Consider the following 21,789-nt stretch of genomic DNA (forward strand, 5'->3'; position numbering starts at 1 on the left):
GGGGCCTCCTGAAGTCAGTGGCGCAGCGCCACGGGTCGAAACGCTGTCGAGTCTACGGCGGCCGGTCGTTCTGACGCCGGTGGGAGGGGCCGCGTTCGCCAGCAGCGCACGCCGCTCGGCGGATGCGTGATCGCGCCCGTGAGTGTCTGCGGCCCTCAGTAGGCTGACGGCATGACCTCATTCGACCCGTCGCAGGAGCAGGCCCTCGCGCTCGACGTCGACGCGCACGCGCGCGTGCTCGGCGCGCCGGGGAGCGGGAAGACCCGAGTGCTCGTCGAGACGTATCGCCGCGCATTCGCACTCCCGGGGTGGGGCGAGCAAGACGTGATCGTGCTCGCCCCCAATCGTCTCGCAGCCGCTGATCTGCGCGCCCGCATCGAGCGCGCAGTGGGTCGGGCCATCGGGGGCACGCCCGTGCGCACGGCGGCATCGCTGGGCTTCGCGGTGCTCTCGAGAGAGCATGCGCGTGCAGGCATCGACGCCCCGCGGCTCCTCACCGGTACTGTGCAAGATGAGGTCATCGCCGACGTCACCGCCGAGCAGGGCGCTGCTGCACTTGCGGGCGCGGCCGGTATCGCCCCCGACGTGCTGGCGACACCGGCGTTCCGAGCAGAGCTCCGCGATCTCTGGCGGGTGCTCGACGATTTCGATCGATCGCCTGAGGCGCTCTCCGCGGAGATCGAGTCTGCTCGTGCGGCGTCGGCCGCACTCGCCTTCGCCGAGGGGCCGGGGGAGGAGCTGGTCGAACGATGGAGCATGGCATTGGCGCTGATCGGCGTCGCTGCGCGGCGGGCTGCGGCGGATCGACCGGGAGAACTGAGTTCGAGTGCGATCCTGCGCGCCGCCAGCGCGGCCGTTCGTCAGCACGGTGTCCGCTCCGACGCCGGGCCCGGCGACGGAGTCGCGGTGCCGAGACTGATTCTGGTCGATGATGCTCAGGAGCTGGGCGAGGGAGCACTCGCGCTGCTCGCCGCATGCGCTTCCGTCGGCAGTCGTATCAGGGTGTTCGGCGACCCCGACATCGCCACCGGCGCTTTCCACGGGGAGCGCACGAGCATACTTTCCGGCGTCGTGCGCGAGCTCGGGCGGCGGCAACCGACGACCGTAGCTTCGAACGCGCAGCGGTTCGCCGGCGCGAATGAATCGCTCGTCACCTTGGCGTTCGTGCACCGGCACGGGGCGGAGGTGCGCGAGCTCGTGCAGGGACTGACTCGCCGCATCGGAGCCTCGGGAGCCGGAATGCAGCGGGAGGCAGCCGTCGCTCCCGAGGCTCACTCGTCGGCAGGTGCGACTGCGCAATTCGCGCGCGTCGGGTCGTCGGCCGAGCAGCTGGGCGTCATCGCGCATCGCTTCCGCGCGCGGCGGCTGGGCCTCGACGGCCGAGAAGCCATGGCGTGGGATCGGATGGCCGTGATCTGCCGCAGTCGTGGAGAGGCGATCCGCGTCGCCCGCGCGCTCGCGGTCCATCAGGTTCCGACGGGCGTCGCTGCGGGGGGCATCGTGCTCCGCGAGCACCGAATCGTGCGAGAGCTCATCCGAATGCTCCAGCACGCGCTCGGCATCGCCGCGCTCTCCGCACAGGAGCTCCTGCAGCTCGTCGGCGGAGTCGTCGGAGGGCTTGATCCGGTCGCAGTACGGCGCCTGCGGGGGGCGCTCGTGCTGCACGAGCGGCGAGCCTCGGCTGCCGCAGAGCGCGATCCCGTGAGCATCGACGACATCGTGCGCGAGGCCGTCGCCTTTCCCGGAGCCACTCCGCTCATCGACAGCGCTGGCGGCCGTGCACTGCGCAGGGTCGGGCTGATCCTGGATGCGGCCGCGCGAGTGCACGCAGCCGGCGGTACTCCGCGAGAGATGCTCTGGGCGATTTGGGATGGCGCGCGGCTCGCCGCGAGCTGGCAGGAGGAGGCACTGTCAGGCAGAGGCGCCCGTGCCGACGAAGCGAGCCGATCGCTCGACGCGGTCATGGCGCTGTTCTTCACTCTGCAACGTCACGAGGAGCAAGATCGCGCGCAGGCGATCGAGGAGCTGCTGGAAGGGCTGCTCGAGAGCGCGGTGCCCGAAGACTCGCTGGCGCGGCGCAGTCAACGCACGACCGTCACGGTGACCACACCGCAGGGCGCCATCGGCCGCGAGTTCGACGTGGTCGCCGTGATCGGTGTGCAAGACGGCGCCTGGCCCAACTTGCGCTCCCGCGGTTCGCTGGTCGGTACGACGGCGCTCGAGCGCTGGCTGCGCGGTGGCGCGCCAGAGCCTCCCTCGCGACGCGACACGATGCACGACGAGCTCCGCCTGTTCGCGCACAGTTGCGCGCGAGCCCGGCAAGAAGTGCTCGTCGTGGCGGTGTCCGACGAGCACCAGCACCCGAGCGCGTTCTTCGGGCTCGGCCGGGACTACGGGGTCGACTCGCTTCCGAGCGCGAGACTGACCCTGCGTGGTCAGGTCGCTGCGATGCGTCGTCGCGTGGTGCGCGACCCGGAAGACGCGGAGGCGGTGAACGCACTCGTCGCACTCTCGAAGGCGCAGGTACCCGGGGCCGATCCCGGCGACTGGTACGGCGTCATGCCGCCGAGCACCGAGGCGCCGCTCACGGACCTCGAGGCTGACCCCGACGCGCGCGTCAGAGTGAGCCCCTCTCAGCTCGAACAGGCGGAGAACTGCCCGCTCGACTGGGTCGTCTCGACCCTCGGGGGAGGACCGGGCAGCGTACAAGCGAGTCTCGGCACACTGCTGCACCACGCGTTCGAGACCGCGACCGAGCCCGACTCCGAGCAACTGCTGGCGATCGTGGACGAGGAATGGGGCAAGCTGCCGTTCGCCGCGGAGTGGGAGGCCGAACGTACGCGCAGGCTCGCGCGGGCGATGACCGCTGGTCTGGCTGATTACCTCCGAGAATTCGAGGTGTCGGATCGATCGCTGCTCGGGAAGGAAGCACTGTTCACCGCGACGATCGACCGCGCCGAGTTGCGGGGCCAGGCCGATCGTCTCGAGGCGCGCTCCAATCGCGATGGCGAACCGGAGATCACCGTGCTCGACCTGAAGACCGGCCGAACCCCGCCGAGCAAAGTCGCGGCGGAAGCACACGCCCAGCTCCAGGCCTATCAGATCGGTGTGATGATCGGGGCCTTCGAAAGTGTTGCGCCCGTTACTGCGGAGGGGGCCCCAGACGTGCATCCGCCTGAACTTGCCACGGAGGCTGCCTGGCGGGTGAGCGGCGGTGCGCGTCTGCTCTACGTGCATCCCGACGCGGTGAAGGGCTCGGGGTTCATCGAGCGAGTGCAGCAGCCGCTTTCTGCCGAGGCGCGCGAGGCGTTCATGGAACGCGTTGCGCAGGCAGCCCGTGTCATGGCGGCTGGGGCCTTCACCGCCAGGGTGGAACACCACTGCTCCGATCCGCACCAGCATGGGAACTGCCGACTGCACGTCATTCCGTCAGTGAGTCGTGCATGAGTCGCGCGAAAGCCGTGCCCGGGGCGCCGGAGGCAGTGTTCTCAGCCGCGCGCATCGCGGAGATTCTCGCCGTGCCGCGCGCCGCGCCGTTGGCACCGACGGACGAGCAGCGTGCGGTGATTGAGCACCCGCTCGGGGCTACGACGCTCGTCGTCGCCGGAGCGGGAAGCGGGAAGACGGAGACCATGGCGAATCGGGTGGTGTGGCTCGTCGCCAACGGATTCGCCGCGCCCGACGAGGTGCTGGGGCTCACGTTCACTCGGAAGGCGGCCGGGGAGCTGCGCGAACGGATCTCCGGTCGGCTCCTCGCGTTCGCCGAGCGGCTGGAGGACGCTGCCGAGCGCGGTGCGCTGGCACCTGAAGAGCGCGTGCGATCGGCGGCTCTGGCCGAGCTGCTCGCTGACGGCCTCGAGATTCCCGAGGTGAGCACGTACAATGCGTTCGCTGCGGGGGTGCTGCAAGAGTTCGGCATCGCCGCTGGCGTCGTTCCCGGTGCTGCGGTGATCGACACCGCGACCGCGTGGCGGGTCGCCCGTGATGTGCTCCTGACGAGCAACGATCCGGGGCTCGTCGACAGCGAGTTGCGGGTTCCCGATCTGATTCGCCACATCCTCGGCCTCGACCACGCCGTCTCCGACCACCTGACGTCGCTCGATCGCGTGGATCGCATCATCGAGGAGTTCTCGCGGGTACAGCATCTGCCCTACAACGAGAAGGAGCTCGGCCGAGCACCGAGCGGCAAGCAGTACGCGCCCGTGCGCGACGCGGTCGCGAGTCTCGCCGAAACACCGCTGATCACCCGACTCGCTCGCGCCTATGCGGCGGAGAAGCAGCGACGAGGAGTGATCGAGTTTCCCGACCAGCTCGCGTTGGCGACCGCGGCCCTCGACGCATCGGTCGAGGCGCAGCGAGTGCTCCGTCGCCGTCACCGTGTCGTGCTCCTCGACGAAGTGCAAGACACCTCGGTCGGCCAGACGCGGTTCTTGTCACGCATCTTCGCGGGCGGCTCGGTCATGGCAGTGGGAGATCCTCACCAGTCGATCTACGGATGGCGCGGAGCTTCGGCCGAAGGTCTGCAATCGTTCCACGCCGACTTCGCCGGCCGGCGTGGCGACGCTCCGGCTGTTTCGGAGTCGCATGGGACCCCAGGCGCACCGAGCCCTGCGCCCGCTGAACGGCGCACGCCGCCAGCGACGCTCACCCTGTCGACGAGCTGGCGCAATCCGAGCGATGTCCTCAGGGCTGCGAACGCGATCGCAGCGCCGCTCGCGGCTGATTCGGCGATCGAGGTTCCGCGGCTCTCAGCGCGGCCGGGGGCGCCGGCCGGAAGCGTCGAATGGTGCTTCCCCGAGACCGTGCACGAGGAGCGGCTCGCCGTCGCAGAATGGGTGCGCGCAGCTCGCGAGCAGCACCTGACCGAACACGGTGTGCTGCCGACCGCTGCGGTCGTCTTCCGCACCCGCAGTCAGATGGCCTCCTTCGCGGCTGCGCTCGCCGATGCCGGCGTACCTGCGCGCATCATCGGACTCGGGGGATTACTCACCACCCCGGAGGTGACCGATATCGTCAGCGCCCTCCGCTGCCTCTGGTACGCCGATGCCGGCGGCGACCTGATCCGCTTGCTCGCAGGGCCGCGATTCCGCGTCGGGGTCGCCGACATCGCGGGGTTGCGCGACGCCGCGCGCTGGTTCGGGGAGCGCGATATCGCCCAGCGGCCGCTCTCGCCCGAGGATCGCGCGCCCGATCGCGTGCTTCCCGACCCCGACCGGCAGTACACGCTGATCGACGCGCTCGACCAGATCGCTGGAATGCGCGACATCGAGCATCGAGCCCTCGCGAGCATCTCGGCGGTCGGCCGCGATCGGCTCCGGGAAGCCGGCCGCATGCTCGCGGCGCTGCGTCAAGGAGTCGGCGGCAGTATTCCCGAACTCATCGGTGCGACCGTACAGGCGCTGCGCATCGACATCGAACTCGACGCCAATGATGCGCGAGCGCTCGCAGGCACGTCAGCCGCGCACGCGAACCTCGACGCGTTCACGGACCTGGTCGAGGGGTATCTTGCCGTGGATGCGGAAGGAACGCTGCCCTCGCTGCTGGAGTGGATCGAGCGCGCGACCGAGGCCGACGAAGCCGCGGAGCACGTGCCCGAGCCCGCTCCGGGAACGGTGCAGCTGATCACCGCGCACGGTTCGAAAGGCCTCGAATGGGACCTCGTCGTCGTGCCGCGGCTCGTCACGGGTGAGTTTCCCGGCCAGGCTCGTGCTGGAGCCGGCTGGTTGCGCACGGGCCAGTTGCCCGACGAACTCCGCGGCGACGCAGCCTCCCGCCCCCATCTCAACTGGCGCATCGCGGCGACGCAGCACGAACTGCGCGACCGCATCGCCGAGTACCGTGCAGCACTCCAAGCGCGACACCAAGAAGAAGAACGTCGACTGGCGTACGTTGCCGTCACGCGGTCAGCCGGCCGGGTGCTGCTGAGCGGCTCGTTCTGGGGTGGCCAGACCCGGCCGCGTCAGCCGTCGACGTACCTCGTGGAGCTCGAGGAAGCCGGGGTCATCAGCGGCCTGCCCGAGTCGAGCGCATTCGAGGCCGATCCGTCGAAGCGGGACGAGCTCACACTCGAATGGCCGCTCGATCCCCTGGGCGAGCGGGCGGGCGCGGTGTTGCGGGCTGCTGACATCGTTCGTGACGCGATCGCAGCAGCGAGTTCTGGTGACGCCCCATCGAACGACCAAGCAGGCGAGCAACTCGACGAGGCCGTGCGATTGCTGCTCGCGGAACGCAGCGCGAGTTCGCGCGCGGTCGGCGATCCGAGTGCTTCTCGCGGACCCGGGGCTGACGCCGAGCTGCCGGAGCGACTCACCGCGTCGACGTTTCACGAGTTCATCGAAGATCCGGTAGCGGCCGAACGCTCACGACTGCGGCCGATACCGCAGCGGCCCTATCGCCGTACGCGCGTCGGCAATCGGTTCCACGAGTGGGTGGAGCGGCGCGCAACGACGGCACGGGGCACGGAACTGCCGCTCGCGGGATTCAACAGCGCCGATGGATCGTTCGACCCGGAGTATGTGAACGAAATCGGGCACGATGATCTTACGACCGAAGCCGCCGAATTGGCGCCGCTGATCGAACGCTTCGAGCAATCGAGATGGGCCGAACTGCAGCCGATCGCGGTCGAGCAGGAGGTGACGCTTCCGTTTGCCGGACGCACCCTCGTCTGCAAGCTCGATGCCGTGTATCGACTCGATGACGACCGCTTCGAGATCGTCGACTGGAAATCGGGGCGCGCGCCGAAGAACGATGCGGAACGCGAATCACGGTTCTTCCAGCTCGATCTCTATCGACACGCGTATGCGCAGTGGGCCGGCATCGCTCCGGATCGCATCGACGTATCGCTCTTCTACGTCGCCGAGGGGGTGGAGCTGACGGGCGGCACTCCGCGAAGCCTCCACGACCTCGAGGAGGTCTGGAAGGCGGCGGCGGCGAAACTCAGCGCGTGAGATCCCGAGGCAGATCGTCGTCCGAGAGCGGGGCGGTGACCTGGTCGGCGGTGTCGTCGGCAGCCGGGCTGGGGTCGCCATCGGCATCCTCCGTCAGCGGCTCGATGAAGTCGGTGTCGACGCCGAACATGCGATCCTCGTCGAGAGCTTCGAACGCAGCGGTGTCCGACTGCGCGTCTTCGACCTGCGGCGTCTGGTCGAGCAGCGCAATGACTTCCTCGGAGCTCAGCGGGGCAGCAGCAACGGCGGCGGTGAAGGCCGCTCCCAGCGCTCCGCCCGTGCCGACCATGCGGTCGAGCATCGTGACCGCATCATCGATGACGGCTTGATCGTGGGTCTCGGTGCCGTGGAGCAGCCACCGTGCGACCTCGAGCTCGTGATAGAGCGCGGCACGCGCGCGAAGATGCGAGAGCGATTCGCTGTTGCGCGCTCGGGCGTACCGCGCGATCACACCATCGAGCACCTCGGGGCCTCCGGCCAGGAGCCAGGCGAGATCGGTCGCGGGATCGCCGACGGAGCATTCCGACCAGCCGAGTACCGCGGTGACCGCGCCGTCGCCCACCCTGATGAGCTCGGCATCGAGCGAACCGTGCACCATGGTGGGGGAGAAATCCCAGAGATCCGAAGTCTCGAGCACGTGCGTCCATCGGCGACGCACGGTCTCGGGGAGCAGCCGGGTGGCATCCGCGCGATCGACGAGCCGGGTCGCCAGGACGCGGAGATCCTGCGCCGAGCGAACCGGAAGGCCGCCGTGCTGCGCGACCGTCAACGGGAGCTCATGGATCGCAGCGATGGCCTCGGCGATTGGCTGCAGCAGGTGCGAATCATCGGTCAGCTCGTCGGCCTCGAACCGCGCGCCGTCGAGAAAACTCGTGACCACCGCACGAGTTTCGCCGGCGCGGGTCATGCCGAGTGTCGTTGGTGCGGCGAAGGGCAGGCGGCTCCGCGGGCCCTCCGTGAGCGCCGCCAGCCCGAGCAGCTCGGCGGATTGCTGCACCTCGGCCTGGTGCGTGCGCGGCACGCGGACGAGCAGCTCATCGTCCTCCGTTGCGACGATCGCCGAGACGAACGAGTCGTCGCTCTCGTGTTCGCGGACTCCGAACACCACCAGGCCTGGCACCGCAGAAGTCGAGAGCGCGGCTAAGGTGAAAGGGATGCTGGCCATGTACTCAGGGTATGCACGCGCGTCGACTCGGTCGATGCGCCACGCGCACCGAGCTGCAGCCCGCCGGCAACTCCAAGCAGCGCCGCGCCCGGGCGCACGCCTCGGTCGCCAGTGAACAGGGGAATACATGACCGCGAACCCGTCCAGGCCGCCACTCGCGAGCGGGGCGCTCGATCGCGATGCGCCGACCCGCTTGAGCCCAGACCTGCTGCTCGACGCGTGGCACGATCCTGCCGCGAAACTGCTCCGCGTGCGCGGCATCGAGATTCCCGTGATCGCAGCGGGTGACGATGTTCGTCTTGCATGGGTCCCCACGTCAGGCGCGCCGCGTGCGGCCATCGCGGCTTCGGACGACGCGAGCGGGCCCCAGGACGAGTCGGAGTCCGATATCGCGGAATCCGCGGTGACGGATGTCTACCTCGGTCGCATCGACGGGGCGCCGATCTTCGCGCGGATCGTGCCCGCGGCAACCGCGGCGGCACTGTCCGACGCGGAGACCGGAATCGATGGCGGATCACTTAACGCCGACCCGCAGGGCGAGCGCTGGACCCACCCGTTCGTGGTGGGGGCGAACCTCTCGGAAGCCGAGCGAGAAGCGGTAGGGGTCGCCTCCGCGCTGCTGCGATGGCACGAGGCCGCCGCCTATTCGTCGCGCGACGGCGAACGCACGCTGGCGATTCAGGGCGGCTGGGCGCGTGTCGATGCGCATGGCGGAGAGCACTTTCCACGCACGGATCCTGCAGTCATCGTGCTGATCGAACACGGTGACCGCGTGCTGCTCGGATCGAACGCGCTCTGGGAGCCCGGCCGCTTCTCACTGCTCGCCGGGTTCGTCGAGGCGGGCGAATCGCTCGAGCAGGCGGTGCAGCGGGAGGTCTTCGAGGAATCCGGCGTGCGACTGGGGGAGATCACCTACGTGACGTCGCAGCCGTGGCCGTTTCCGCGTTCGCTGATGCTCGGCTTTCGGGCGCGATTGGCGCAGGATGCCGATCCCGAGACCCTCGTTCCCGACGTGACCGAGATCTCCGAGCTCCGGTGGTTCACGCGCGGCGAACTGCGCGAGCCCGACGAGAGCCTGACGCTGCCGATGCCGCTGTCGATCGCGCGGTGGATGATCGACCGGTGGGTCGCCGAGGGCGACGCCGACCCCGCCCCGTCCGCAGCATGACCACGGGCGCCGACACGATCCTCGAAGCCCTCGACCCCGAGCAGCGCCAGATCGCGGAGAGCCTTCGCGGCCCGGTAGCCGTGCTCGCGGGGGCGGGAACGGGAAAGACGCGCGCGATCACCCACCGCATCGCGTACGGTGTGCGCACGGGCGCGTATGATCCCGAACGCGTGCTCGCGGTCACCTTCACCCGGAAGGCCGCTGGAGAGCTCCAGGGGCGTCTGCGCGCGCTCGGCGCCGAGGGCGTGCGGGCGCAGACGTTTCACGGGGCGGCGCTCGCACAGCTGAACCACTTCTGGCCGCAGCTGGTGGGCGGCGCTGCGCCGAAGATGCTTCCGGGCAAGGTCGCAGCGCTCTCGCAGGCTGTCGAGTCGCTCGGGTTCCGATTGGGCGGGGAGGCGCTTCGCGACGCGGCGGCCGAGATCGAGTGGCGGAAGACGCGCATGCTGAGCATCGACTCGTACGCGGAGCAGGTCGGGGAGCGGCCCGTTCCGCAGGGACTGACGCCGGAGCGCCTGGTCGACCTCCATCGCGCGTACACGGCGCTGCTCGAGGAGCGCAGGCAGATCGACTTCGAAGACGTGCTCGTGCTCATGACCGGCATGCTCGAAACCGAACCCCGGGCAGCGCTGCAGGTGCGCGAGCGCTATCGATTCTTCACCGTCGACGAATACCAGGACGTGTCGCCGCTGCAGCACTCGCTGCTGCGCATGTGGCTGGGGGATCGCGATGATCTCTGCGTGGTCGGCGATGCGAGCCAGACCATCTACTCCTTCGCCGGGGCATCGAGCTCGTACCTGCTGCGTTTCGGGGCCGAGTATCCGCGCGCACGCGAGATCAGGCTCGAGCGCAACTACCGCTCCGCTGAACCCGTGGTGCGCATCTCGAACCGGCTGATGCGGGATCGGCCGGGAGCACTCACACTTCGAGCGACGCGCGAGGATGCGAGCGGATCGGCGGCCGCTGCGCCGACATTCGAGTGGTTCGCAACCGACCACGATGAAGCAGCTGCCGTCGCCGATTCGATTGCGGCTGCGGTGCGTGCTGGCACTCCCGCTTCCGAGATCGCCGTGCTCTACCGCACCAACGCGCAGTCGGCCCGCTTCGAGGAGGCGCTGCGCCAGCGCGGCTTGAGCGCGCGCGTCCACGGCGCTCAGCGGTTCTTCGAGCGCGCCGATGTGCGCCAAGCGGTGATGCTCATTCGCGGCGAGGCCAAGGTCGCCGACACGCGCCCGCTGTTTCAAATTGTGAGCGACGTGCTGCGAGCGGGCGGCTGGTCGGCAAAGGCGCCTGAGGGAGCTGCGCAGCGGGAGAAATGGGAAGCGCTCGGCGCGCTCCTCGGGCTCGTCGATGAAATGCCTCCGGGAACAGGAATTCGCGAGTTCAGCGAGGAGCTGCTCGCTCGACAGCGTATGCAGCACGAGCCGACCCTGGAAGCGGTGACGCTCAGCGCGATTCACGCGGCGAAGGGACTCGAATGGTCCATGGTGCACGTCGTCGGGCTGAGTGAGGGCTTGCTGCCGATCATGCACGCGACCGATGAGGCGTCGATCGACGAGGAGCGTCGGCTCTGCTACGTGGCATTCACCCGCGCCAAAGACACTCTTCGACTTTCGGGAGTAGCGGGTGGTGGCCGTGCTGCGCGACAGCCGTCACGGTTCATCAGCGAGGCAGGGATGGTCGCGGCCGGCAGATAGCCCGTCGTCGTCGCTGCGTGCACCGCAGGCGCACTCGGGGTGCGGCTCGACCGATTCGATCCGCGGTTGCGCGATGAAACGCGCACTCGAGACCGGAAGCACGATGCGGGTGTGATTCGCGTCGGTATCGCCCCGGCTCCAGGCGTGCACCAACTCGGCGGCGTACGCAGCGGCGAGAACAGCGGACTCCGGCCGCTCACTGGCGACCGGCGCTCCGGCGAGCTGCGCGGCGAGAGCTGCCGTCGCAGGGTCTCGCTCGATGCGTTCAAGAGACACGCAGGTGTGACAGGGCCGACCGTTCGCCGGCACGATGGGGCCGACGTGCACCGCGCGGTCGGTGAATCTGACGAGCAGGTGCGGCACTTCGTCCATCAGCCAGCGCTGCGCGCGCTCGAGCGGCTCCCAGTACCGCTCCACGAAGATGACGAGATCGATGTCCGTCCGCTTTGGGGGCGTGGTTGCGGGCGGAAACCAGCAGGCACCCGCTGCGCGGAGCACCTCCGGAAACGCCGGTACGGAGCGGCCGGCGTCGCACATCAGGGCCGTAGGCATCGTGCGCTCGGCAGACAGCTTCGCGGTGCGACGCACGAGCAGCGCCGGTTCGAGCTGCGCGACCGTCGCGCGCGCCTCACCGACGGTCGCACCCGCTCGTCGCGCTTCGTGGGTCAGCTGTTCGGCGTCGATTCCGCGCCGAAGCGCGCCGACGAACCGCTGCATGCCCGCTGTGGGATTCGTAACCCGGGCGATCGGGTGCTCGAACCCCACGCGCAACGTTTCTGGGTTCTCCCAGCAGACGGGAAAATCGGGATCGATGCTCGTGAGTGACGGTTCCATAAGAGCAGTGTGCGTGCTCGGAGCTCTACAGGATCAACAATCCACAGACATCGGCCCTCAGAACCCCCATGCGGATCTGCTCCCGTTCTGTGAGCGAAGCAGATTCCCGCACTGGCGGATCAGTCGCGGGAATCCTGGCCGTTACCCTCGTGCGGCGGCAGTTCACCGTCGAGCAGCTGCGCGAGCGCTGTATCGAACTCGTCGGCTTCGGTGTCCGTCGCCGTGCCGGCCAATCCGAGTCGCTCGAGGAGGCGGGCGGGATGATCCAGTTCATCGGAGGAGGGGAGCAGGTCGGGATGTGCCCAGAGTCCGTCTCGGGTCGCGAGGTCGCTTCGTTCGCCGACGAGACGCCACAGGGACGCGGCTTCGCGCAGACGACGCGGGCGGAGCTCCAGCCCGGCGAGGGCCGCAAACGCGTGCTCCGCCGGGCCACCGGTGGCCCGGCGCCGGCGCACCATCTCGGCAACGGCCTCCGCGCCGGGAATCCGCTGTGCAGCATCGGCCGTCACGACGTCGACCCAGCCCTCGATCAGCGCGAGCATCGTCTCCAGTCGCGCATGCGCGGCCTCCTGCGCGTCCGTCTTGGGGGGGATCAACGCTCCATTCGAGATGATCTCCTGAATCTGCTCGGGGTGCTGCGGATCCAGGTCGCGAGCAAGCTCCTCGATGCGTCCCGTGTCGATGCTGATGCCTCTCGCGTAGTCGCCGATCGCCGTGAGGAGATGCAAGCGCAGCCACTTGGAATGGCGGAAGAGCCTGGCGTGTGCGAGTTCGCGGATGGCGAGGTAGAGGGTGACCGTTTCGGGATCCTGATCGAGGCCTTCTGCGAACGCTGCGACTCCGGCTGGGAGCAGAGCACCGCCTTCTCGACCAGGGCCGGCCAGGAGCGGGATTCCGATGTCGCCGGCCGACACCACCTCTCCCGAGAGACGGCCGACGATGGTGCCGAGCTGCACGGCGAAGAGCGCACCGCCGACGCTTCTGAGCATCGGAGTCGCCCCCTGCAGCGCAGTGCCGAGCTCCTCGGGCATCTGGCTCTCGAGGGCGCTCATCAAGGCGCGGGTGATCGACTCGGCGACCGGCTCGGCAAGGCCCACCCAGGTATCGATCGATTGCTGCACCCACTCGATGCGCGACAGCGTCTTCGGCGCGTCGGGGGTGGGGCCGAGCTCGGTGGCTTCGTCGAGCCAGAGCGCGGCGACCGGGAACGCGCGGAGAGCGGCGGCCGGATCGGCCGAACCGGTATCGCCGCTCGCGACCTCGATCGCAGTCTTTCGCGCGACCGACCAATCGATCTCGGCGGAGGGGTTCTGCATGGCGCCCTGGAGGGTGCCGAACAACGCCTGCAATGCCTGCGGGTCGACGTTGATGCCTGCCGCCTTCGCGAACTGCTCGGGGTCGAACCCGTTCACCGGCGCGCCCCCGCTTCCCGACAGCATGTCGCGCAGAATGCGCTGCAGCTCTTCGAAATCGCCACCGGAATCGGGGCGCTCAGCGCCGTCGTGGTCGTTCGCGCTCATTGCCGCTCCTTCGTCGTTGCTTCACGAATAACGCTACGGCACCGTGCTCAGACGCGCCTGCTAGATTGACCGACGCTCGGCGATTCCCATTGCGCCGACTGCGAACAGGCGCGGGTGCACGAGGAGCGAATTGGGTCAGCACAACGGCAGTACACGATCGCTCGCCGAGCGTCGGTCGAGCGAGGATCGTGGGCGGAGCCGGCGGGTGTGGGTCATCGGCGCGATTGCGATCCCCGTGCTGCTCGCGGGAGCGATTCCATCGCCCTACGTCATCGAGCGACCGGGACCGGTGGTCGACACTCTCGGCGACGTGACCATCGATGACGCGGTCGAACCCGTCGTCTCGTTCCCCGACGCGCAGACGTACCCGACGAGCGGCACGCTCAACCTGCTCACGGTGCAGGTCCTGGGGAGCCCCGATCAACGACGCAGCTGGCTGTCTCTCATGCCAGCGGTATTCGATCCGTCTCAGCGCATCGCGCCGCTCACCGACTTCTTCAGAGAGGGAGAGACCTCCGACGACCGCGACGCGCAGAACACGGCGCTCATGGCGAGCTCGCAGACCACCGCGGCGGCGGCGGCCTTTCGAGAGGTCGGCGCAGACGTCGGCGTCGTGCTCAGCGTCGCCCAGGTCGCAGACGACAGCGCCGCCGACGGCGTGCTCGAGCCGGGAGATCGTCTCGTCGAGCTCGACGGCGATTCCATCACGAGTTTCGCCATGCTGCGTGAACGGACCATCGCTTCGGGCGCGGGTGCACCGCTGCGGCTCGGGATCGAACGCGGCGGCGCGTCGCTCGACGTTGAACTCGCTCCGACGATCCCGGAGGGAGGCGAGGAGCCGCTGATCGGCGCCACCATCGCCACTGACTTCGAGCTGCCGAGCGAGGTCGACATCAACCTTGAAGACATCGGCGGGCCGAGCGCCGGCATGGTCTTCTCGCTCGCCATGTACGATCGCCTGACTCCGGGGGGGATGCTCGACGGAATCACGGTCAGCGGCACGGGAACGATGGCCGACACCGGCGAGGTCGGGCCCATTGGAGGGCTCGAGCAGAAAATGTGGGCGGCCTCCCGCGCCGAGAGCGACCTGTTCCTGATGCCCCTCGGCAATTGCGCCGAAGTGCCCGCTCGCGTGCCCGACGGCTTGCGGGTCGCGCCGGTAGCATCTCTCGCAGAGGCGATCGACGCCGTCGAAGCCGCCGCTGCGGGCGAAGCGACTGTCGGAATGGAACGCTGCGGCGCAGAGGTCTCGGCTCGGACTCAATCGACGACGTAGCCGATACCGCCCCCGGGTTTTGTCAGCACGGCCCGGTAGGGTGAAGTGACCCACCCCGCCCAGCACCATCGAGTGCGCACTGGACAGGAAAGTGAACGAAGACGTGACCGACCCGAACCCCCCGGCTCAGGCCACCCGACAGCGCCGGCTCTCGCCGCTAGCGATCACCATCGTGCTGGTGGTGATCCTGATTCTCGGCTTCCTCGCGGTCGCCGCGGTGCTGGCGGAGGTGATGTGGTACCGCCAAACCGGCTATCTGCCGGTGCTCACCACCCAGTGGCTCGCCGCTGGCGCGATGTTCCTGATCGGATTCGTGGGCATGGCCGTGCCCGTCTTCTTCGCGATCGATATCGCGTATCGCAAGCGCCCGGTGTATGCGCGCCTGACGGCGCAGCTCGACCGTTACCAAGAACTGTTCGAGCCGCTCCGCCGACTCGTCAAGTGGGGGCTGCCCGCGGTTATCGGGCTCTTCGGTGGCTTCAGCACCGCTGCTCAGTGGCAGAACGTGCTGCTGTGGTTCAACGGCGAGAACACCGGTGAGACCGACGCGCAGTTCGGTCTCGATATCTCCTTCTTCCTCTTCGACCTTCCCATGCTTCAGGGCATTGTGGCGTTCGCATCCGCCGCAACGCTGCTCGCGCTCATCGCGGGTGTCGCGACGAGCTACCTCTATGGCGGCATCGCGTTCTCAGGACGCGATGTGCGGGTTTCGAAGTCGACGCGTATTCAGGCCGCTGTGCTGGCCACCCTGTACCTCGTGCTGCAGGCCGCGAGCCTGTGGCTGGATCAGTACCGCACGCTGACGGGGTCGAGTGGCATCCGCACCGGCGCCATGTTCTCCGATGTCAACGCGGTGATCCCCGGTAAGCAGATTCTCGCGGGAATCGCGATCATCGTTGCGATCCTGTTCATCGTCACGGCCTTCACCGGGAAGTGGCGCCTGCCCGTCATCGGAACAGCGCTCCTCATCGCGTCGAGTCTCGTGCTGGGCGTCGGCTACCCCTGGGCGATTCAGCAGTTCCAGGTTCAGCCCGACGAGAAGAGCCTCGAGTCCGAGTACATCGATCGCAACATTGCAGCGACTCGTGCCGCGTACGGCATCGAAGACGTCGAGAAGGATCGATACGACGCGGTCACCGATGCAGAACCCGGCGCGCTGCGCAACGATGCAGCGACGACTGCGAACATCCGCATCATCGACCCCGAGATCGTGTCTCCCACGTTCGCGCAGCTCGAGCAGATCCGTCAGTACTATCAGTTCCCGAACTCGCTGAACGTGGATCGATACGAGATCGACGGACAGGTCGAAGACACGGTGTCGGCGGTGCGCGACATCAACATCGAGGAGCAGACCGGCTGGTACAACCGCACCCTCGTCTACACGCACGGGTACGGCCTCGTCGCGGCGTTCGGCAACCAGCGTTCGCCCGGTGGCGAGCCGGTCTTCCTGGAAAACGGAATCCCGACGAGCGGCAAGCTCGGCGAATTCGAACCGCGCATCTACTTCGGCATGGATTCGCCCGAGTACTCCATCGTCGGCGGCGAACGCTCGAAGGCGATCGAGCTCGACTTCCCGGCCGATGCTGAGAGCAACGCGGAGGCGTCTGCGGAGGATGCCGAAGACGCCCAGCCGGCGGAGCCGGATGCTGAAGAGACCGCGACCGATGAGGAAGCGGCGACGGAGCAGAGCGTCGAAGCCGAGGAAGCCGCTGAGGACGGCGGGCGTCAGAACATGACGACGTTCTCCGGTGACGGCGGTCCGGTGCTCGACAACATCTTCACCAAGCTCATCTACGCGCTGAAGTTCCAGGACATGGAGGTGCTCCTCTCGGGTGCCGTCGTCGACGGCTCGCAGATCCTGTACGACCGCAACCCGGTCGACCGCGTGCAGAAGGTCGCGCCGTACCTGACGATCGACAAGGCGCCGTACGCTTCGGTGGTCGACGGGCGCGTCGTGTGGATCGTCGATGGATACACGACCTCAAACGACTACCCGTACTCCGAGACCTCGGATATGAATGCACTCACGGTCGACGCCGACGCCGCAGAACGTGACCCGCTGGGCAAGCCGATCAACTACATCCGCAATTCGGTGAAGGCGACGGTCGATGCGTACGACGGTTCGGTGTCACTCTATGCGTGGGACACAGAGGATCCGCTCCTGAAGTCGTGGAGCAAGATCTTCCCCGACACGTTGAAGGACGTCTCTGAGATGAGCGGCGACCTGTTGAGCCACGTCCGCTACCCGAGCGACATGTTCAAGGTGCAGCGCTCGATGCTCGGCGAGTACCACGTGACCAACGCCGATGCGTTCTACTCGGCCGAAGACAAGTGGCGCACGCCCGATGACCCGGTATCGACCGCGACCGCCGGAGCCGCAAAGCTCGCGCAGCCACCGTACTACCTGACGCTCGCTGCTGGAGCCGACGCCGATCCGAACTACTCGATCTATTCCACGTACATCCCCGACCAGTCGGGTGAGGGATCGCGAGACATTCTGACGGGGTACCTCGCTGCGAACTCGAACGCGGGTTCGGAGGACGGCACCGTCTCCGATGATTACGGATCGTTGAAGCTGCTCACGCTGCCGAAGGGCGATCCGATCCCGGGTCCGGGCCAGGTGCAGAACAGCTTCACGACCGACTCGAACGTCTCGAACCTGTTGAACATTCTGCGACAGGGTGAGAGCCAGGTCATCAGCGGAAACCTGCTGACGCTGCCCGTCGGTGGAGGGTTGCTCTACGTGCAGCCCGTGTACGTGCAGGCGAAGTCAGGTACGAGCTTCCCGATTCTGCAGAAGGTGCTGGTGGCCTTCGGTGACCAGATCGCGTTCGAGGATACGCTCGACGAAGCGCTCGATGCGCTCTTCGGAGGAAATTCGGGTGCCGAAGCCGGCGACACCGGCACGACCCCGACGACGGAGGATCCCGACGGCGACGATCCGGACGCGGGCGACTCCGACACGGGAGATTCCGGTGCCGCCTCGGGTGCGACCGGCAGCCTTCAGGAGACGCTGCAGGAGATGCAGGACGCACTGCAGGATCGCGACACTGCGATGCAAGAGGGCGATTGGGCCGCGTACGGTGAAGCCGACGAACGCCTGCAGCAGGCGATCGAGGAGGCGCTGGCGGCGGAGTGATGCTCGCGAGAGAAGATCGCGCCGTGTGATTGAGTGCAGCGGGCCGGGACGACGAGAGTCGTTCCGGCCCGCTGTGCGTCTGCGCGCGATGACCAACGCCCGTCCCACGACCGGGCGATGAATCTTCTGCCAGTGGACGATATCGCCGCTCACAGCGTGGGCGCGGGGTCGTTGCGCGAGCCGAATCGGCCGACGATATGGGTGCACGACTGATGAAAGGCGCACGCCAAAAAGGCCCTTGATCGGGAATGAATTCCTGATCAAGGGCCTTTCTTCGTTGCGGGGGCGGGATTTGAACCCACGACCTCCGGGTTATGAGCCCGGCGAGCTACCGAACTGCTCCACCCCGCGGCACAAGACAATACTCTAGCACGTCGCTCCGACGGCGCAAAATCGCGGCGACCGTGGGGCTGTGGAGAACGCATGCGGAGCCCGAGTTCCTCGCGGCAGGATCGCTGCACGCAGTCCCGTAACCGCGCCGGGGCTGGCTGGATGCGTTCGCGGTCTCGAGAGGAGATGGGTATGTCGTTATTGAACTGGCCGAGGGGAGGGCGCTCGCTGAAGCGCTCGCCCAGTTGCGGTCGGGTGCCACGGTCATTGCGAACAAGGTTCGCTGCCGCGCTCGGCGCCATCGTCGTCGGTGCGCTTGCGGCGAGCGGAGCACTCGTGATCGCGCCGACGGCGGCGCACGCCCTCGCCCGGGGGGAACAAGTGTCGTTCGATGATGGCCTGACGATTTCGAACTTCGTCCTGCCGAATGGCAAGCGTGCCTACTGCATCGAGGTCAGTCGAAACGAGCCCTCCGGGTACGTCACCTCGCTCGGACGATTGCCGTACCTGCCGGGAGTCGGTGGCATGTTCCCGTCGTGGGCTGACGAGCACGGAATGCGGCAGATGAACTACCTCATCGATCGACACGGGCAGAGCGGAGATGCGTGGACGGCGGCCGCAGTGCAGCTCACGATCTGGCGCATGCGAGAGAATTTTCGAGCAGGGAATTGGGCGCTCGATGGCAAAATCGGGATCCTGGAGAGTTCAGCTCGCGGGCGTGATCTCATTGCGGAATCGGATCGGTTGTATGCCGACGCGAAGTCCAACGCGAAACCGCCGACTGCCCCGAAGTCGGTCACAGGCGATCTGCAGGTGACCCCCGACCCCGGTGGGACGCTCGGGCGTTATCGCGTGGCGTATCCCCAAGGCACGACGGCGCTGAGCGTGGACGGCGGCGTCTTCGTTCGAAACGATGCAGCATCGCTCGACGTGCCGAGTACCGAGGCATCCGCGCGGTATGTCCAAGCGCACCCCGGCGTCCGACAAATCACCGTGACGGGGTCGTGGGAGTCCCGAGGCGCACCGGGTTGGGATGCTGTGCTCGATGTGCATGACACGTCAACTTCTACCGGCGCAAGCGGGCAGCGCATCGCGGTTACGACCGGCAGCTCTCGTCATGCCGAGATCGGCGGTCGCTTCTCCGGCGTCGTCGTGGATGTCCCTGGTCCACCGTCGCCTCCGACCGCGGGTTCGCAAGCGCAGCCCGACGCGAGCGTCGGGGGCACGATGGCCGATCGGCTCATCGTGACCGAGACCCCCGACACGACCCTCACGATGTGGCCAGAGGCGGTAGCTGATTTCACTGCCTACCTGGAGCCCGCAGCCGGTGCCCCGAAGTTCGACGAGCACTGGGAGCCCGTGCTCGGGGACCCCTACGAGGCGCACGCCGAGGACCCGGTCACGGGAAAGCCGCTCTGGACCGAGTGGTGGGTGAACGCGGCTGGCGAGCCGTTGCTCGATACCAACGGGAACCGCATTCCGGTAGTCGACGAGCAGGGGGCGCCGACGACGGGAATCGCAGCGGACGGTACCCGGTATCCGGTGGCCGAGCTCGCGGAGGGCGGCGCGCCGGTGCTCGACGAATCCGGCGCGCCCCGGACACTACGCGAGCGCGAACCCGTGATGGAGGAGCGGCGCGATCCGCTGACGTGGACCGAGGCAGAGCTTTCGGAGCTCACTGCAGAGGAGCTGTGCGTCGCGCAGCCAGTATTTCGAGCAGGGGGCATCGCGGTGCCGAAACCAGGGGAGTACCGATCTCCTGAAACGCAGGTTCGTTCAGGCGGCACGATTCACTGGGTGGAACGCATCGTGTCGCGCGGCAAGACGGTGCACGAGGGCGCGTGCGGGCTCACGAATGAAACGACCAGGATCGATCAACCCGCCGTCGTGACACAGGCCCTGCCCGAGGCGGTGCTCGGTGAGGAGTTGTACGACGTCGCGACCGTGTCGGGCAAGCTCGCGGAAGGGGCGGCGTACTCAATGCGGTTCGAGGCCTATCGTGCTCACGACATCGATCGAGAGGCCGATCCGTCAGCTGCGACGGCGATCGACCCGACCTGCACCGCAGAGAACATCGTCTTTCGCTCAGAGTCCGTGCCGGTGCTCGGATTGGGAGAGGTCCGGTCGCCCGGCTTCGTTGCCCGACCCGAGCACGGCACGTCGATCTGGTGGGTCGAGACGCTGTACCTCGAGACGCCCGATGGGCCGCGCGCGTTGCATCGGGGCGAATGCGGCTTGGCTCATGAGACGACGACGGTGGGGAGGCCTGTCGTCGAGACGCTTGCGACGGTGACTGCGCCGGTTGGCGCAGAGATATCGGACACTGCGGTGATCTCCGGCGCGCTCGCGGAGAACGCGGGCGCGCGGTGGGAGTTGACCTTCTCCGGATTTCGAGCAGAGACCGCAGCTGAATCGAAGTCCGCGGCCGCCAAGGTGCAAAAGTCCGATTCTGAGTCTGGGTCTGGGGCGAATGCACCGGTGTGCTCAGACGCGAACCACCTGTTCGACACCTCTGCGGTGCCGGTTTCGGGGCCGGGGGAAGTGCTCTCTCCGAAGGTGATTGCCGAAGCCGATTGGGCGGGTGCGGTGTGGTGGGTCGAGACGCTGTGGCTCGTGCAAGGCGATTCGCGAGTGGCGATGCACACGGGCGAGTGCGGGCTCGCGACGGAGACAACGCAGGTCACCAGCCCCGAGGTGACCACGAACGCCGTTGCCTTCGCGTCGATGGGAGATCGCATCTCGGATGAGGCAACGATTACCGGTGCGCTCGCCGACCGCCCCGGAGTGGAGCATCGGGTCGTATTCCGCGGATACCGCGGAGACGCGGCTGCCACGGGCACGGACGCAGCCAGCTGCACGGACGAGAACCTGCTGTTCACGCTGGATCCGGTCCCGGTATCAGCCGAGGGGACGGTTCGCTCGCCTGATGTCACGGCGCTTCCCGAATACGGTGGCACCATCTGGTGGGTGGAGACGCTTTCGCAGTGGGAGCGCGGCGCAGAGCGCGTGCTGCACCGCGGAGCATGCGGCGTTCCCGGCGAAACGACCACGGTGCAGTCGCCGACCGTGCGCACGGAGTCGGCCGGGTCTGTGGAAGTCGGGCAGCCGATGTTCGACACGGCCTTCGTTCGGGGCCCGATCGCGCAGCGAGACGACGTCGAGTTCCGAGTGCGGTTCAGTGCGTACGGCCGCGACGCGGAGGGGAACCTCGTGTGTTCCCCGGAGACCGAACTCTCAGAGCTGAGCGACCCGGAGGGCGTGAGTGTCGAGGGGCCGGGGAACTACCGGTCGAAGGAGGTGATCACGCGAGCCGAGCATCTGGGACTGGGGGGATACGTCGAGACACTCGTCATGATCGAGGGCGGTCAGGAGCACGTTGTGGCGACCGGCGAGTGCGGCGCACCCGACGAGAGCTTCGAGATCCGCCCCGTTGGCGCCCCGGCTCTCGCAGAAACCGGGAACGACGCTCCCACAGCGTGGTTCATCGGCGGGGCAGCGCTCCTCGTCTCCGGCAGTGCCGCGCTGGTGTGGGCGCTGCGGCGACGTCGCAGCTCAGCGGCGGTCTTCCGCGAATGCCGTGACATGGCTTCCGCGGGCGACTGAACTCACACGGGGTCCGGTCGGCGTTCGGTCCTTTCGGTGCACTCTGCACCGAAAGGACCGAACGCGCCGATGTTTGCATGCCGCCTCGCGCGTTCGCGAGGACGACCGTT

10 protein-coding genes and 1 tRNA gene are annotated in these 21,789 nt (G+C 67.8%); 7 read left to right on the plus strand and 4 right to left on the minus strand.

The features are described 5' to 3' along the window. Positions 1–171 precede the first annotated feature (171 nt). Together AB0O71_RS03350 and AB0O71_RS03355 are read left to right on the plus strand one after the other, a co-directional pair. The gene (locus tag AB0O71_RS03350) at positions 172–3,447 is read left to right on the plus strand and encodes a PD-(D/E)XK nuclease family protein (protein ID WP_363741937.1); all 3,276 of its coding nucleotides are present in this window, start codon (positions 172–174) and stop codon (positions 3,445–3,447) included. Continuing rightward, positions 3,444–6,947: an ATP-dependent DNA helicase gene (locus tag AB0O71_RS03355; protein ID WP_363741940.1), complete on the plus strand. Its 3,504-nt coding sequence runs from the start codon at positions 3,444–3,446 to the stop codon at positions 6,945–6,947. Before AB0O71_RS03350 ends, AB0O71_RS03355 begins: the two co-directional genes overlap by 4 nt. Here the strand turns inward: AB0O71_RS03355 and AB0O71_RS03360 are convergent. Continuing rightward, positions 6,937–8,112, minus strand: a complete 1,176-nt coding sequence (locus AB0O71_RS03360) for a phosphotransferase (RefSeq protein ID WP_363741943.1) — start codon at positions 8,110–8,112, stop codon at positions 6,937–6,939. The genes AB0O71_RS03355 and AB0O71_RS03360 overlap by 11 nt on opposite strands. Before the next feature lie 127 nt (positions 8,113–8,239). Between AB0O71_RS03360 and nudC the strand changes: the two genes are divergently transcribed. After that, positions 8,240–9,280, plus strand: coding sequence for an NAD(+) diphosphatase (gene nudC, locus AB0O71_RS03365; RefSeq protein WP_363741946.1), 1,041 nt, complete (start codon positions 8,240–8,242; stop codon positions 9,278–9,280). Then, complete coding sequence (locus tag AB0O71_RS03370; protein WP_363741948.1) at positions 9,277–10,977, plus strand: ATP-dependent helicase; 1,701 nt, start codon at positions 9,277–9,279, stop codon at positions 10,975–10,977. Before nudC ends, AB0O71_RS03370 begins: the two co-directional genes overlap by 4 nt. Here the strand turns inward: AB0O71_RS03370 and AB0O71_RS03375 are convergent. Then, positions 10,933–11,811, minus strand: a complete 879-nt coding sequence (locus AB0O71_RS03375; protein ID WP_363741951.1) for a hypothetical protein — start codon at positions 11,809–11,811, stop codon at positions 10,933–10,935. The two genes, AB0O71_RS03370 and AB0O71_RS03375, sit on opposite strands and share 45 nt — an antisense overlap. 119 nt (positions 11,812–11,930) lie before the next feature. Continuing rightward, positions 11,931–13,331 (minus strand): zinc-dependent metalloprotease, encoded by a 1,401-nt coding sequence (locus AB0O71_RS03380; RefSeq protein WP_363741954.1) that lies wholly within the window; start codon positions 13,329–13,331, stop codon positions 11,931–11,933. Positions 13,332–13,461: 130 nt separating this feature from the next. On the opposite strand from AB0O71_RS03380, the gene AB0O71_RS03385 reads away from it, so the two are divergent. Both AB0O71_RS03385 and AB0O71_RS03390 read left to right on the plus strand, forming a co-directional pair. After that, positions 13,462–14,607, plus strand: coding sequence for a S16 family serine protease (locus AB0O71_RS03385; protein ID WP_363741956.1), 1,146 nt, complete (start codon positions 13,462–13,464; stop codon positions 14,605–14,607). Between the two features lie 103 nt (positions 14,608–14,710). After that, positions 14,711–17,746 carry a UPF0182 family protein gene (locus AB0O71_RS03390; RefSeq protein WP_363741958.1) on the plus strand — a complete coding sequence of 1,012 codons (3,036 nt, stop codon included), beginning with the start codon at positions 14,711–14,713 and terminating at the stop codon, positions 17,744–17,746. Between the two features lie 277 nt (positions 17,747–18,023). Here AB0O71_RS03390 and AB0O71_RS03395 read toward each other — a convergent pair. Beyond that, positions 18,024–18,097 (minus strand) — tRNA-Met (locus AB0O71_RS03395). Between the two features lie 246 nt (positions 18,098–18,343). Between AB0O71_RS03395 and AB0O71_RS03400 the strand changes: the two genes are divergently transcribed. Next, on the plus strand, positions 18,344–21,679 hold the full coding sequence (locus AB0O71_RS03400) for a hypothetical protein (RefSeq protein ID WP_363741960.1): 3,336 nt from the start codon (positions 18,344–18,346) through the stop codon (positions 21,677–21,679). The last annotated feature ends 110 nt before the right edge of the window (positions 21,680–21,789 follow it).

The organism is Leucobacter sp. NPDC077196 (assembly GCF_040687075.1).
GTDB lineage: Bacteria > Actinomycetota > Actinomycetes > Actinomycetales > Microbacteriaceae > Leucobacter.

What these genes read in the sequence shown, in the direction of transcription:
- AB0O71_RS03350 (WP_363741937.1), top strand. Translation starts at nt 172, where the DNA reads ATGACCTCATTCGACCCGTCGCAGGAGCAGGCCCTCGCGCTCGACGTC.
- AB0O71_RS03355 (WP_363741940.1), top strand. Translation starts at nt 3,444, where the DNA reads ATGAGTCGCGCGAAAGCCGTGCCCGGGGCGCCGGAGGCAGTGTTCTCA.
- AB0O71_RS03360 (WP_363741943.1), bottom strand. Translation starts at nt 8,112, where the DNA reads ATGGCCAGCATCCCTTTCACCTTAGCCGCGCTCTCGACTTCTGCGGTG.
- nudC (WP_363741946.1), top strand. Translation starts at nt 8,240, where the DNA reads ATGACCGCGAACCCGTCCAGGCCGCCACTCGCGAGCGGGGCGCTCGAT.
- AB0O71_RS03370 (WP_363741948.1), top strand. Translation starts at nt 9,277, where the DNA reads ATGACCACGGGCGCCGACACGATCCTCGAAGCCCTCGACCCCGAGCAG.
- AB0O71_RS03375 (WP_363741951.1), bottom strand. Translation starts at nt 11,811, where the DNA reads ATGGAACCGTCACTCACGAGCATCGATCCCGATTTTCCCGTCTGCTGG.
- AB0O71_RS03380 (WP_363741954.1), bottom strand. Translation starts at nt 13,331, where the DNA reads ATGAGCGCGAACGACCACGACGGCGCTGAGCGCCCCGATTCCGGTGGC.